The 13,472-nt window shown below is 73.0% G+C and carries 13 protein-coding genes; 1 reads left to right on the forward strand and 12 read right to left on the reverse strand.

Annotated features, from left to right (window positions below):
• Nucleotides 1-4: 4 nt before the first annotated feature.
• The 4 genes from smc to ACH4J0_RS29775 all read right to left on the reverse strand — a co-directional run bounded on the left by smc (nt 5) and on the right by ACH4J0_RS29775 (nt 6,210).
• The gene (smc, locus tag ACH4J0_RS29760) at nt 5-3,616 is read right to left on the reverse strand and encodes a chromosome segregation protein SMC (protein ID WP_396243708.1); all 3,612 of its coding nucleotides are present in this window, start codon (nt 3,614-3,616) and stop codon (nt 5-7) included.
• 158 nt (nt 3,617-3,774) lie between these two features.
• The gene (locus ACH4J0_RS29765) at nt 3,775-3,978 is read right to left on the reverse strand and encodes a hypothetical protein (RefSeq protein ID WP_270143783.1); all 204 of its coding nucleotides are present in this window, start codon (nt 3,976-3,978) and stop codon (nt 3,775-3,777) included.
• Nucleotides 3,979-4,389: 411 nt separating this feature from the next.
• Nucleotides 4,390-4,689 (reverse strand): acylphosphatase, encoded by a 300-nt coding sequence (locus ACH4J0_RS29770; RefSeq protein ID WP_396243709.1) that lies wholly within the window; start codon nt 4,687-4,689, stop codon nt 4,390-4,392.
• A gap of 162 nt (nt 4,690-4,851) precedes the next feature.
• Nucleotides 4,852-6,210: a hypothetical protein gene (locus ACH4J0_RS29775; protein WP_396243710.1), complete on the reverse strand. Its 1,359-nt coding sequence runs from the start codon at nt 6,208-6,210 to the stop codon at nt 4,852-4,854.
• Between the two features lie 305 nt (nt 6,211-6,515).
• On the opposite strand from ACH4J0_RS29775, the gene ACH4J0_RS29780 reads away from it, so the two are divergent.
• Nucleotides 6,516-7,436 carry a hypothetical protein gene (locus ACH4J0_RS29780; RefSeq protein ID WP_396243711.1) on the forward strand — a complete coding sequence of 307 codons (921 nt, stop codon included), beginning with the start codon at nt 6,516-6,518 and terminating at the stop codon, nt 7,434-7,436.
• Between the two features lie 60 nt (nt 7,437-7,496).
• Here the strand turns inward: ACH4J0_RS29780 and mutM are convergent, their stop codons facing one another.
• From mutM to ACH4J0_RS29820, 8 genes are all read right to left on the reverse strand, one after another.
• Nucleotides 7,497-8,375: a bifunctional DNA-formamidopyrimidine glycosylase/DNA-(apurinic or apyrimidinic site) lyase gene (mutM, locus tag ACH4J0_RS29785; RefSeq protein WP_396243712.1), complete on the reverse strand. Its 879-nt coding sequence runs from the start codon at nt 8,373-8,375 to the stop codon at nt 7,497-7,499.
• Between the two features lie 55 nt (nt 8,376-8,430).
• Nucleotides 8,431-9,219, reverse strand: coding sequence for a ribonuclease III (gene rnc, locus ACH4J0_RS29790; protein ID WP_396243713.1), 789 nt, complete (start codon nt 9,217-9,219; stop codon nt 8,431-8,433).
• Between the two features lie 20 nt (nt 9,220-9,239).
• Complete coding sequence (gene rpmF, locus ACH4J0_RS29795; RefSeq protein ID WP_030056747.1) at nt 9,240-9,413, reverse strand: 50S ribosomal protein L32; 174 nt, start codon at nt 9,411-9,413, stop codon at nt 9,240-9,242.
• A gap of 2 nt (nt 9,414-9,415) precedes the next feature.
• A complete protein-coding gene (locus ACH4J0_RS29800; protein WP_396243714.1) occupies nt 9,416-10,084 on the reverse strand; it encodes a YceD family protein in 669 nt (222 codons plus the stop codon).
• A gap of 173 nt (nt 10,085-10,257) precedes the next feature.
• Entirely contained in the window at nt 10,258-11,487 is a 1,230-nt protein-coding gene (locus ACH4J0_RS29805; RefSeq protein WP_396243715.1) for an ATP synthase F0 subunit B, read from the reverse strand.
• 194 nt (nt 11,488-11,681) lie between these two features.
• Nucleotides 11,682-12,173, reverse strand: coding sequence for a pantetheine-phosphate adenylyltransferase (gene coaD / locus ACH4J0_RS29810; RefSeq protein WP_396243716.1), 492 nt, complete (start codon nt 12,171-12,173; stop codon nt 11,682-11,684).
• A 49-nt stretch (nt 12,174-12,222) separates the two neighbouring features.
• Nucleotides 12,223-12,807, reverse strand: a complete 585-nt coding sequence (gene rsmD, locus ACH4J0_RS29815) for a 16S rRNA (guanine(966)-N(2))-methyltransferase RsmD (RefSeq protein WP_396243717.1) — start codon at nt 12,805-12,807, stop codon at nt 12,223-12,225.
• A 123-nt stretch (nt 12,808-12,930) separates the two neighbouring features.
• Nucleotides 12,931-13,464: a hypothetical protein gene (locus tag ACH4J0_RS29820; RefSeq protein ID WP_396243718.1), complete on the reverse strand. Its 534-nt coding sequence runs from the start codon at nt 13,462-13,464 to the stop codon at nt 12,931-12,933.
• Nucleotides 13,465-13,472: the final 8 nt, after the last annotated feature.

A 13,472-nucleotide genomic window follows, 5' to 3' on the forward strand; every position in this document is an offset into this window, starting at 1 on the left:
ACCGTCACCGTTCGGACGCCCGAACGCCGCCGTTCCCCGCGCCCTCCCGCAGCCTGGCGGCCGGAGGTGCCCCCGCGCGCAGTCGCTGGCTGATCACTTGGGAGATCCCGTCGCCCTTCATGGTCACGCCGTACAGCGCGTCGGCGGACTCCATGGTCAGCTTCTGGTGGGTGATCACGATCAGCTGGGAGCTCTCCCGCAGCTCCTCCATGATCCCGATCAGCCGGCGCAGGTTGGTCTCGTCCAGGGCCGCCTCCACCTCGTCCATCACGTAGAACGGGCTGGGACGGGCCTTGAAGATCGCCACCAGCAGCGCCACTGCGGTCAGCGAGCGCTCGCCGCCGGACAGCAGCGACAGCCGCTTGACCTTCTTGCCCGGCGGCCGGGCCTCCACCTCGACCCCGGTGGTGAGCATGTTGTCCGGGTCGGTCAGTACCAGCCGCCCCTCCCCACCGGGGAAGAGCCGGGCGAAGACGCCCTCGAACTGGGCGGCGGTGTCGTGGTACGCCGAGGTGAACAGCTGCTCGACCCGCTGGTCGACGTCCCGGACGATGTCCAGCAGATCGCGCCGGCCGCGCTTGAGGTCGTCCAGCTGCTCGCCGAGGAACTGGTGGCGCTCCTCCAGCGCGGCGAACTCCTCCAGCGCCAGCGGGTTGACCTTGCCCAGCTGCTGGTACGCCTTCTCGGCGGCCCTCAGCCGCTTCTCCTGCTCGGCCCGGACGTACGGGTACGGCTCCCCCGGTTCCTGCCCCTCCTGCGGCGTCGACGGCGGAACGGGCTGGTCCGGCCCGTACGAGGCCAGCAGCTCGCCGCCGTCGATGCCGAACTCCTCCAGCGCGCGGGCCTCCAGCTGCTCGATCCGCAGCCGCTTCTCCGCCCGCAGCACCTCGTCCCGGTGTCCTGCGTCGACCAGCTTGTCCAGCTCCTCTTTGAGGCCGCGCCCGTGCTCACGGTGCTCCCGGAGCTCTGCCTCCCGCTCCGCGAGCTCCTGTTCGACGGCAGCGCGCCCGGCGTCGGCGCGGGCCAGCGACACCTCCAGGCAGGCCAGCAACTGCCGGGCGCCCGCCGCCACGGCGTTCGCCACCCGGGCGTCGCGCTCGGCCCGCCGACGGCGCTCGGCGGCCCTGGCGCGCGCCTCGCGTTCCGCGCGGGCGGCCCGGTCCAGCTGATCGGCCCGGCCGGCCAGCGCGCGGACCCGCTCCTCGTGGGTGCGCACCGCGAGCCGGGCCTCCAGTTCGGCCTGCCGGGCGGCGGAGGCCGCCCCGGCGAGACGCTGCTGCTCGGCCGGGTCCGGCTCGTCCTGCCCCGCCTCCGCCGACTCCTCGGCTGCGGCCAGCCGTTCGGCCGACTCCTCGGCGGCGGCGAGCAGCTCGGCCAGGCCCTGCTCGGCCCGGGCCGCGGCGGCCGACAGCCGCTCGGCCTCCCCGGCGGCGGCACGGGCCTGCCCGCCGAGCCGGCCCAGCGCCCCCGCGACCTGCGCCCGGTCCTTCTCCGCCTGCCGCCGCAGTTCGCCGAGTCGCTCGACCTCGGCCGCCGACTCCCGGCGCAGTTCGTCGAGTTCGGCCAGTCGCTCGGTCGACTCGGCGCAACGGAGGGCGAGTTCGTCGATCGCCCGGGCCGCCTGGTCCACCGCCGCCTGGGTCTCCACCAGGCTGGGCGCACCGCCGGAGCCGCCCTGCGCGAAGCCTGCGCCGAGCCGGTCGCCCTCGACGGTCACGGCGGACAGCTCGGGACGTTCGGCGACCAGCCGCAGCGCGTGGTCCAGGTCGGCGACCACCGCCACCCCGGCCAGCCGGTTCCGTACGGCGGCGAGGAACTCGGCCGGACCGTCGACCAGTTCGGCGGCCCACCGGGCTCCGTCGGGCAACTCGCCGTCGGCAGGCGCGAATTCCGGGGCACCCGCGACCAACAGCGCGGCCCGCCCGGCGTCCTGGGCGCGCAGCAGCCGCAGGGCTGCCGCGGCGGCGTCCGGTGAGCCGACGGCCACCGCGTCGGCGGCCGCCCCGAGCGCGGCGGCGACCGGCACCTCGTGGCCGGGCTCGATCCGCAGCAGCGCGGCGGCCGGGCCGAGCAGTCCGGTCAGCCGCTCCCCCGCGTCGAGCAGCGCACCGGTGCCGTCCTTGCGGCGCAGACCGAGCGAGAGCGCCTCGTGCCGCGCGGTGAGCCCGGCCCGTTCGCGCTCGGCGGCCCCGGCCGCGTCCCGGGCGGCGGCCAGCTCCCGTTCGACCTCGGCCAGCCTGGCCCGGGCCTGCCGGTGCGCGGTCTCGGTCTGCCCGTCGTCCCCGGTCAGCCCGTCCACCTGCTGCTGGAGCTCGTCCAGTTCGCCCTGCGCGGCCCCGGCGCGCAGCAGTGCCTCGTCCCTGGCCTCGGTGAGCCGGCCGATCTCGGCCTCGGCCGAGCCGGCCCGGGAGCGGGCGGCGGCGGCCTGCCCCTGCAACCGGGCCAGTCCCTCCCGGCGGTCGGCGATGGCCCGGGCGGCCTCGCGCAGCCGGCGCTCCTCGGCGGCCAGCCCGCGTTCCAGCTCGCTCTTGCGTTCGACGGCCTCGGCCAGGGCGTACTGGGCCTCCTCCAGCGCCTCGGCGAGCGCGGCCTCCTCCTCGCGGACCCGCTCGGCCTCCCGCTCCAGCTCCTCCGGGTCCCGTCCGCGCCGTTCCTCGGCCGCGCCCCCGGCGACGGCGTGCCGGACCCGGGCCTCGGCGAGCCCGATCGTGCCGCGGGCGCGCTCGGCGAGGGCGGAGAGCCGGTACCAGGTGTGCCGGGCGGTCTCCAGGCTCGGGCCGAGCTGCTGGACCTGCGCCTCCAGGACCCGTTCGGCCTGCACCGCGCGGGCCAGCTCCTGTTCGACGGTGGTGCGGCGCAGCCGCAGCGCGAGTTCGTCGGCGACCTCGGCCTCGACGGCCCGGCGGAGGGTGAGCAGGTCGTCGGCGAGCAGCCGCAGCCGGGCGTCGCGCAGGTCGGCCTGGATACCGGCGGCGCGGCGGGCGATCCGGGCCTGTCGGCCGAGCGGTCCGAGTTGGCGGCGCAGCTCGGCCACCAGGTCCTGGACGCGGTTGAGGTTGGCCTGCATCGCGTCCAGCTTCCGCAGCGCCTTCTCCTTGCGCCTGCGGTGCTTGAGGACGCCGGCCGCCTCCTCGATGAAGGCGCGCCGGCCCATCGGGTCGGCGTGCAGGACCGAGTCGAGCTGCCCCTGTCCGACGATGACGTGCATCTCGCGGCCGATGCCGGAGTCGGAGAGCAGCTCCTGGATGTCCAGCAGGCGGCAGGTCTCGCCGTTGAGCGCGTACTCGCTGCCGCCGTTGCGGAACATGGTCCGGGTGATCGTCACCTCGGCGTAGTCGATCGGCAGGGCGCCGTCGCCGTTGTCGATGGTGAGGCTGACCTCGGCGCGGCCGAGCGGGGCGCGCCCGCTGGTCCCGGCGAAGATGACGTCCTCCATCTTGCCGCCGCGCAGCGACTTGGCCCCCTGCTCGCCCATCACCCAGGACAGCGCGTCCACCACGTTGGACTTGCCGGAGCCGTTCGGCCCGACCACGCAGGTGATGCCCGGCTCGAAGCGCAGAGTGGTGCTGGAGGCGAAGGACTTGAATCCGCGCAGCGTCAGACTCTTCAGGTGCACGCGGCCGGTCTCCTCAATCGCTCACGACGGGAACCGACTGTATCCGGAGTCCGACACGACGAAGGGACGCCACATCAGGGCGTCCCTTGCAAAGCTGCGTCCCTTTCGGGGCGGCTCAGTGCACAGCGGCGTCGATCTGCGAGGACCGGGAGCAGGACTCAGGTGAGAGCCGGCTCCCGCTGATCCAGATCGATGCTGTTGAGCAGCGAGTGCTCGCCAGCGACAGCGGTCAGAGCGTCGTTCTCAGCCTGCATCCGAAGGAGCTCGGCTTCAAGGTCCTGGACGCGCTGCTGAAGCCGTCGCATCTCGGAGAGCATTCGCGGGTCGGGGCCGCCGACGTACCCGAGAAGCGCCTTTGCCATGATGAATGGTCCTCCACGCTGAGTGACCGAACCGGAACGGTACAGGTCTAGGGGGAAGGGGGACGCACGCGCGGCGCGCACCGGAAGTGCTGGCTAGGCACTACGGCACGACCACCGTGAGCTGGGCTCACGAGGGCATGTGCCTGCCGGAGAACGCGATCGTGTGCGCGGGCTTCAAGCGTCTCACCAAAGACGGTACGGGTCAACACGATCACCGCACGCTACCGCGCCCCTGTCACCTGCCCGGCGGTGTCGTCACGCCTGGGGGTCTCGGGCCCGGGTCCACCACGTGCTCGTGGATCATCGTTCGATGCGGAGTCAACCACGAGTCTGCCCGAATGGCAACCGTATGACACCGGCGGTTGCCGATCTTTTCGGCGGGACCCCGGCACGGGGCCGGAAAACCGGGGCTCAGCGGATCTCGAAGCCCTCGTAACCTGCGCCGACGGCGGTCCAGATCTCGGTCACACCGCTCACCGCGCCGGGCGTGTCGGGCCCGCGCAGCAGGGCCAGCAGCAGCTCGCAGTCGGCGGCGAGCCCCTCGGCCACCACCTGCACCCGGCCGTCGCCGAGGTTGCTGGCGTACCCGGTCAGGCCGATCTCCAGCGCCCGTGCCCTGGTCCACCAGCGGAACCCGACCTCCTGGACCTTCCCCCGGACCCAGGCGGTCACCCGGACCGGTTCATCACTGTGGGCATCGCGACCGTGCATGCCCCCGACCCTAGCCGGGCGCGGGGGCGGTCACAGCTCCACGGTGCCCGCGACCGTCCGGCCCTCGACCGTCCGGCCCGGGGCCGTCCGGGCGCGGAACGGCCCCGCCGGAGTGCACCGGCGGGGCCGTCGGGATCGCGGACGATCAGCGGATCAGGGGGGTCACCAGTCCCCGCCGCCGCCGAAGTCCCCGCCGCCCCCGAAGTCGCCGCCACCACTCCAGTCGCTGCCGCCGAAGTCCCCGGCGTTGAAGTCGGCGCCGGTGTAGTCGCCGCCCTCGTACTGGTCCTGGTAGCCGCCGTGGCCGCCCTCCATCATCGGCGCCGCCGCGTAGGCCGGGCTGCTCATCATCGAACCGAGCATGGTGCCGACCAGCAGGCCCGGCAGCAGACCGCCGCCGCCGAAGCCGCTGTAGTAGCCGCCCGCGTACGGAGCGTAGGCCGGACCGGCGTTCCAGTACGGCTGCGGGCCGTACTCGGTGTCGACGGTGCGCACCGCCGGGTCGAGACCGGCCGCCACCCGGTCCGCGTCGGCCTGGCAGACCGGGACGGGACGGGCGGAGCCGCCGGCCGGGGCCCAGTCGACGTCCTTGACCGACGGGCCGTGCCGCGGGTCCATGAAGCACGGGGGACGGCGCTCGGGCAGCGGGCGCTTCTCGCGCCGGGCCGCCAGGGTGGCCAGCTGGAACCGGCCGTCCTCGATCGCCTCGGTGACCTGCTTGACGTCCTCGGGCTTCTTGGCCTCGCCCATCAGCCGCTTGGCCTTCTCGTACGAGTCCAGGGCGTGGCTGTAGTCGGTGCGCTGGGCGTCGTCCGCGTCGGCCGCGCCGGGGTTGAAGTCGAGCCGCTCGAGCTCCACGCCGAAGGCGGTGATGTCCTCGTCCACCACGCGGCGCAGCTGCTCCAGCTCAGCGCGGGCCTGCTCCTCCTTGCGCTTCTTGGCGCGGCGGAAGAGGAAGAAGACACCGGCACCGGCCAGGACCACCAGCACGACCGGGATGATCACCCAGGCGATCGAGGTGCTGTGGTTGACCCCGGTGCCCTTGGTCTGCGGGGCGGCCTGGTCGACGAAGTCGTTCAGGGTGGCGTTGATGTCGCCCTTGTCGGCACGGGCGACGGCGCCACCGATCCGGTCCGCGACGCCGACGCCCATCGCGCCGCGGTCGGAGCGGGCCATGAAGCCGCTGGTGCCCCGCCAGACGCCGTAGACGCCGTCGATGCCCACCAGGGTGCGCAGGTCCGTGAGGACGGTGTCCTTGTTGGCGGCGTCGGGGACGACCGCGATGAAGATCGGCTTGTCGGCCTTCTCGATCTTCTTGGTCAGCGCGTCCGCCTGAGCCTGACTGAACCGGTCCTGCATCGTCGGGGCGACGTAGACCTGGCCCTTCTTCAGGGTGGCCGCGGCGTCGCTCAGACCGCTGGCGGCCGAGGCCGCCGGCGCGAGCAGCATCAGCAGCCCGAGCAGCGCCGCCACCAGGGCAAGTGGCCCGGCGCCCCGGGAACGTCGTGCAAGGGTTCTCATGTCCCCGACGCTACCGTGACCGGCGCCGGAGCACGGCATACCCTTCGCATACTGGTTATGACAAGATTCCCCGCCGTCCGCCGGGGCGGCTCCCCTTCTCGCGGATGAGATTTCCCCGGACGGACCCCGAGACCGTCGAACCGTGGGAACCCCTGGCGGCGGCCGGACGTACGTCCCGGCGGGCCCGGGCGGTTCGGGGGCCGGCCCGAGGGGCGTCCCGACGCTACCGCGCGAACGGGCAGACTGTTCCCGGACCGCGAGTCCCATGACCTTCTCTTGACCCAACACCCCGATCGGAGCGCTCGGTGATCATCGGCCTCGTCACGGCCGTGGCGGCATCCGCCTGCTACGGCACCGGCTCGGTCCTGCAGGCCGTCGGATCCCGCCGCTCCGCCCGGGAGGAGGCGGCCAGGGGCGCCACCACCGCGACCACCGAGCACGGCGGGCCGAGCCTGTCCTCCACCGCCAAGGCCGCCGTCACCTGGGAGTTCATCCTCGGCACGGTGCTCGACCTGATCGGATTCGGGCTCGGCGCACTGGCCGCGCGCCTGCTGCCGCTGTTCCTCTCCCAGACCATCATCAGCGCCAACCTGGTGATCACCGCGGTGCTGAGCATCAAGCTGCTGGGCATCCGGCTCAAGCAGCTGGAGTGGGTCTCGATCGGCGTGCTCTGCTCGGCGCTGGTGCTGCTGGCCGTCTCGGCCGGCCCCGAAGGCGGTCACCACGCGTCGATGGCCTTCCACTGGGGCCTGCTGATCATCACCACCGTGCTGCTGGCCGGCGGCAGCCTGCTGGTGCGCCGGATGGGCTCCAAGGGTGCGATCGTCGCCGGTCTGCTCTCCGGCCTCGGCTTCGGCGGCCTGGGCGTCGGCGTGCGGATCCTGAACGGCCTCGACCCGTTCCAGCTCGGCACGCTGCTCTCCGACCCGGCCCTGTACGCGGTCCTGGTCGGCGGCCTCGGCGGCATGTACATCCACACCGTGGCGCTGCAGATCGGCTCGGTCAACGGCGCCACCGCCGCGCTGGTGGTCGGCGAGACGGTGCTGCCCGGCGCGGTCGGCGTGCTCTGGCTCGGCGACTCCTCCAAGGCCGGCCTGGGCTGGCTCGGCGCGGCCGGCTTCCTGCTCGCCGTGGTCTCGGCGGTCGGCGTCGCCTACTTCGGCCAGGGCGACCACGGAGCCCTGGGCGAGGCGTCCGCCGAACACCCGGAGCTCGCCCACAAGTAGGAGGGCCCGCTTCCCGGGTCCCTGCCGGGTCCGCCGGAACCCGGGAGTCAGGCCCTGACCTCAGCCCCCGCTGCGGACCCGCGGCACGCGCTGGCAGCGGGGGCAGAAGTAGCTGGAACGGTTCATCCAGGCGGCCCGCCGTATCGCGGTGCCGCAGCGGCGGCAGGGCTCGTGCTCCCGGCCGTAGGCGTCGAGGTCCCGGGAGAAGTAGCCGCTCTCGCCGTTGACGTTGACGTACAGGCTGTCGAAGCTGGTGCCGCCCACGGCCAGCGCCGCCGTCATCACGTCCCGGGCGTTGGCCAGCAGCAGCGCGGCCTGCGGGCGGGTGACGGTCGCGGTCGGGCGGTCGTAGTGCAGTCCGGAGCGCCACAGCGCCTCGTCGGCGTAGATGTTGCCGACGCCGCTGATCAGGGTCTGGTCGAGCAGCGCGCGCTTGACGGTGGTGCGCTTGGCGCGCAGCGCGGCCACGAAGGCGGCGTCGTCGAAGCGCGGGTCGAGCGGGTCGCGGGCGATGTGCGCGATGGAGACCGGCGTGCCCTCCGGGTCGCCCTCCTCGGCCTCCTCGACGGCCAGGCCACCGAAGGTCCGCTGGTCGACGAAGCGCAGCTCGCGCCCGCCGTCGGTGAAGCGCAGCCGGACCCGCAGGTGGGTCTCGTCCGCCGCCGTCGGCTCCTGGACGAGGAGTTGGCCGCTCATCCCGAGGTGGCCGATCAGCGAGAAGCCCGCGCCGCTGCCGCCGAGCGGCACCCAGAGGTACTTGCCGCGGCGCTGCGCGGTGCCGAGGGTGGTGCCGGTCAGCCGCGCCGTGAAGTCGGCCGCGCCCGCCGGCTGGCGGCGCACCGCGCGCGGGTGCAGCACCTGGACGTCGCGGACGGTCCGCCCGGCGACCCAGTTCGCCAGACCGCGGCGGACGACCTCGACCTCGGGGAGTTCGGGCACGGGAACAGGCCTCCTGCTTCGAAACGGATCAGCAGGAGTGAAGGCTACTTCTTCGTCAGGCGCCCGCGGGCAGCCGGTCGGCGTACTTCTCCTTGATCGCGCGCCAGGCGCTCTCGGCGGCCTTCTGCTCGGCTTCCTTCTTCGAGCGGCCGACGCCGCTGCCGAAGTCCTGGCCGGCCACCCGGGCCGCTGCGGTGAAGGTCTTCTCGTGGTCCGGACCGGACTCCATGACCACGTACTCGGGCACTCCGATGCCCACCGAGGCGGTGAGTTCCTGGAGGCTGGTCTTCCAGTCCAGGCCGGCGCCCAGCTGAGAGGACTCCTCGATCAGCGGGTCGAACAGCCGGTGGACGAACTCGGTGGCCGCCTCCAGACCGCGGTCCAGGTAGATGGCCCCGATCACGGCCTCGACGGTGTCGGCGAGGATCGACGACTTGTCGCGGCCGCCGGTGCCCTCCTCGCCCTTGCCGAGCCGGATGAACGCGCCGAGGTCCAGGCCCCGGCCGACGTCCGCGAGCGCGCGGGAGTTGACCACCGCGGCGCGCAGCTTGGCGAGCGTGCCCTCCGGGACGTCCGGGTGGACGCGGTAGAGGGTGTCGGTCACCACCAGGCCCAGCACCGAGTCGCCGAGGAACTCCAGGCGCTCGTTGGTGGGCAGACCCCCGTTCTCGTACGCGTACGAGCGGTGGGTCAGGGCACGTACCAGAAGGGCGCGCTCGAGCGTGTACCCGAGGCGCCCTTCCAGGACGTCGTATTCGGTCGAAGCCGGCCCGCCGGCCTTGCCGCTGCCCGAAGAGCCCTTCGAGGCAGAGGACGCCTTGCGGGTGGAGTTACCGTCCGACATCGATCCGTGCACCCCGCCGATCAGACCGAGAGGACCTGGCGACGGTTGTACGTGCCGCAGCTCGGGCACGCGATGTGGCCCAGCTTCGGCTCGTGGCAGCGGTCGCACGCCACGAGGGCCGGAACGACGGCCTTCCAGTTGGACCGGCGGTGGCGCGTGTTGCTGCGCGACATCTTCCGCTTCGGGACAGCCACGGCTACTTCTCCTGGTTCTCGGCGAGACCCTCACGGGTGTCGCTGTTCTTGATTCCCCGCCGCAGATCAGCGGCTTCGCCACGGGCCTCGTCGCCGGAGTCGGCGGAGAGTCCCTGCAGAGCCGCCCACCGGGGGTCGACGGCGTCGTGGTGGTGCGCCGGGTCGTCGCTCAGGCGCGCTCCGCACTCGGAGCACAGGCCCAGGCAGTCTTCCTGGCACACCGGCTGCAGCGGCAGTGCGAGCACCACCGCGTCACGCAGCACCGGCTGGAGGTCGAAGAAGTCGCCCTCCAGACGGTAAGTCTCTTCTTCCGAGTCCTCGTCGAGGTCCTCGGCCCCGGTGGTCCGGGCGCGGTGACGCTCGTCGGACTCCGGGTAGTAGTACAGCTCCTGGAAGTCCACGTCGACGTCGAAGTCGACGGGCTCCAGGCACCGGACGCACTCGCCCTCGACGTGGGCCTCGGCGGTGCCGGTGACCAGCACGCCCTCGACCACGGACTCCAGGCGGAGTTCGAGCTCGATCGGGCTCTTCTCCGGGACGCCGATCACGTCGATGATCCCGAAGCCCTCGGGGGCCTCCAGGGTCCGGCTCACCTTGCGCATCGCGCCCGGACGACGACCCAGCTCGTGCGTGTCGAACACGAGGGGGTCGCGGTGGTCGAGGCGGTTCAAGGTGTCCTGACTTCCATAGGAATCAACGCTGTGGCCCCCATCACCGGTCGACCTTGCGCAGGCAAGCCGACAGCCGGACATGGGGATGCCGGAGTGGTCAGACTACCGGAGTCTCCCGCCAGGCCCAACTTCGGTCCCGTCAGGAGACTCCCGGGCAGTCCCGCCGGGGCTGGTCAGCGGCCGCCGAGCTCCCGCAGCCGGGTCATGTCGATCATGCTGGTGTCGAAGAAGCTGGTCTCCTCCAGACCCTGCTGCTGGTGCGGCACGGCCGGGGGGAGGGCGGGCTGCTGCGGGTAGTCGTAGCCGTCGTACGACTGGGCCCCGTAGCCGTCCTGCTGCTGCGGATAGCCGTAGGCGCCCTGCTGCTGGCCCTGGTGCTGCTGGCCCTCGTAGTGGGGCTGCTGCTGGGGGTAGCCGCCCTGCTGGTGGCCCCACTGGGTGTTGTACGGGTCACTCTGGGCGGCCTGGTCGAAGCCGCCGCCGTACACCTCGGTGTACTGCCCGGCCTGGTGCTGGCCGACCTGGTGCTGCCCGTCGTGGGGCTGTCCGCCCTGGTGCTGGGCGGCCGCCGCGTACTGGTCGGCGCCGGGGGTCTGCCAACCGGCCGCGGCCGGGGTCTGCTCGGGCCAGGTCTGCTGCTGGGGGACGTCCTCGCGGTACCAGGCGATGTCGGCGCCGTCGGCGTCGGCGTCCGCGGCGAAGCCGGCGGCCACCGCCTCGGCGCGCTCCTTGGCCTGCTGGGCCTCGTCGGCGGCGGCCAGGTAGGCGCCCAAGTCGTCGATCGGCTTCTTGCCGAGCAGCTTGTCGCGGCCCTTGCCGACCGCCTCCAGGGTGGCGCTGAGCACGTTCTCCAGGGTGGCGAGCTTCACGTCGACGTACTCGTCGACCTCGGGGCTCGGGGTGGTCCGCTGCGGCTGGAACTCCTCGCCGTCGGTCTCGCCCTCGGTCTCGAAGACGCCGGAGTCGCCGCGCAGCTTGGTCCGGCCGCGGCCGACCGCGCCGAGCGTCTTGGTCAGCACGACCTCGAAGTTGGCGAGCTTGCTGTCCACGTAGTCGTCGGCCTCGGCACGCTGGGCGTCGACCTCGGCGCGGGCCTCGGCCAGGATCCGGTCGGCCTCGGCCTGGGCCCGCCGGACCACCTCGGTGTCGGAGATGAGCGAACCGCGCTCGGCGTGCGCGCCCTGGATGATCCGGTCCGCCTCGGCCTGGGCGCCGGCCACCACCTGCTCGTGGTCGGCCATCACCGACTGGGCCTGGGCGAGTTCGGCGGGCAGGGCCGCCTTGAGGTCGTTGAGCAGGCCGATCAGTTCGGCCCGGTTCACCACGCAGGAGGCCGACATCGGCATCGAGCGGGCGTTCTCGACCGCCGCCACGATCTCGTCGACCTTGTTCTGCACGTCCACGGGGCTTCGTCTTTCCGTGTGCCGCCGACGGTCCGGCGGAGGCAGGCCCGGCGCGGTGGACCTCACCGCAGGGCAGGAATACAGACTGTACGGCCCCCGTGCGGCGACCTCACAACGCCCGAGCCGAACCCGCCCCCATCGCCTCGGACAAGTCGTGACGAACCGGCAGAAAAGGACGAACCCTGCCGCCCGGCCTACTGCTCCGCCTTGCGCTCCGCGATCCGCTCGACCAGGCGGCCGTGCACCGTCTCCGGCAGCAGGTGCGAGACGTCGCCGCCGTACGAGGCGACCTCCTTGACCAGCGTCGAGGAGAGGAAGCTGTACGTCGGCGAGGTCGGCACGAACAGCGTCTCCACGCCGGTCAGGCCGTGGTTCATCTGCGCCATCTGCAGCTCGTAGTCGAAGTCGCTGACCGCGCGCAGGCCCTTGATGATCGCGGGGATGCCGCGCTCCCGGCAGAAGTCCACCAGCAGGCCGTGGTGCGACTCGACCACCACGTTCCCGAACTGGGCGGTGACCTCCTCGATCAGGCCGATCCGCTCCTCGATGGTGAACATGCCCTGCTTGTTCCGGTTGATCAGGACCGCGACATGCACCACGTCGTACAGCTTCGAGGCCCGCTCGATGATGTCGAGGTGGCCGTTGGTGATCGGGTCGAACGAACCGGGGCAGACGGCTCGGCGCATGGCGTGTGTGCTCCCTCGTGGGGTGACGGCTGCTGCGGGCCGCAGCCCGCTACTCGTGATCGCTGGCCCCGGCGGCGGCGCGACCGTACCAGAGCGTGCCCTCGCCGTAGCGGCGGGAGCGCAGCACCTCGAAGCCCTCGGGCCAGCCGAACTCGCCGCCACGGGTGCTGCGCTCCACGGTGACGAGTGCGTCCTCCGCGAGCCAGCCCCCAGCCGACAGTGTGATCAGCATCTCGCGCAGTTCCCCGTCCGTCACGGCGTACGGCGGGTCGAGGAAGACCAGGTCGTAGGGGGCCTGCGGGGGCGGCCCGGCGATCACCTTCTCCGCCTTGGCGGCCCGCACCTCGGCGCCCGGCAGGCCGATCGTGCGGACGTTCTCCCGGATCACCCGGGCCGCCTGGCCGTCCGCCTCGACCAGCAGGACGTGCTCGGCGCCGCGCGACAGCGCCTCCAGGCCGACCGCGCCCGATCCGCCGAACAGGTCCAGCATCCGGGCGCCGTGCAGGGTGCCGCGGAACGCCTCCAGCGTGGAGAACATCGCCTCGCGGGCCTTGTCGGAAGTCGGACGGGTGCCCCGGCCGGGCGGTACGGCCAGCCGGCGGCCGCCGGCCGACCCGGCGATCACGCGGGTCATGGTGGTGGAAGGTCCTTTCGTCGCTGCCCGACCACGCTATCCCGATCTCCGTGCCGGGCCCACGCCGAACGGCCGCGGCCCGACGGGACGCCCCCACCGGGCCGCAGCCGCGCACTCGGGCGGTCAGCTCGCCTCGGAGCCCGCCTGCTGCGCCGGGCCGGCCGCGCCGAGCAGGGCCGGCGAGGCGTAGCGGGACCAGGACAGACAGCCGTCGGGCGGGCAGAACTCGGGGCGGCGCGGGTCGTGCCCGAGCTCGCGCAGCTTGGTCCGGACGGAGTCGGGGGTGCGGCCGAAGCGGGCGGCGATCCGGGCGACGGTCTCGCCGTCGTGGAAGCGCCGGACCAGCTCCTCCTCGTGCTGCGGCACCCAGGGGGCGCCGTGGCCGGGGTACAGCTCGCGCAGCACGTCGCGGTCGGGGATGGGCTCGGAGACGTCGGCGACGATCGCCAGCGCCCGCAGCGCGCGGTTGAGCGCGATCCGCAGCGAGGCGACGTCCTCGACCGGCAGGCGGAGCTTGCCCGAGGCGAGCGGCGCGGCGGCCGCTCCCTCGCGCCAGCCGGTCAGGGTGAGGGTGACCTCGCGGTCGTCGTCGCTGGCGAGTTCGATCCGGAAGACCTTGTCGCCCAGCGGGAGCTCGTTGAGATGACGGAATGCCATGGCAGGAC

The organism is Kitasatospora sp. NPDC017646 (assembly GCF_044329365.1).
Lineage (GTDB): Bacteria > Actinomycetota > Actinomycetes > Streptomycetales > Streptomycetaceae > Kitasatospora.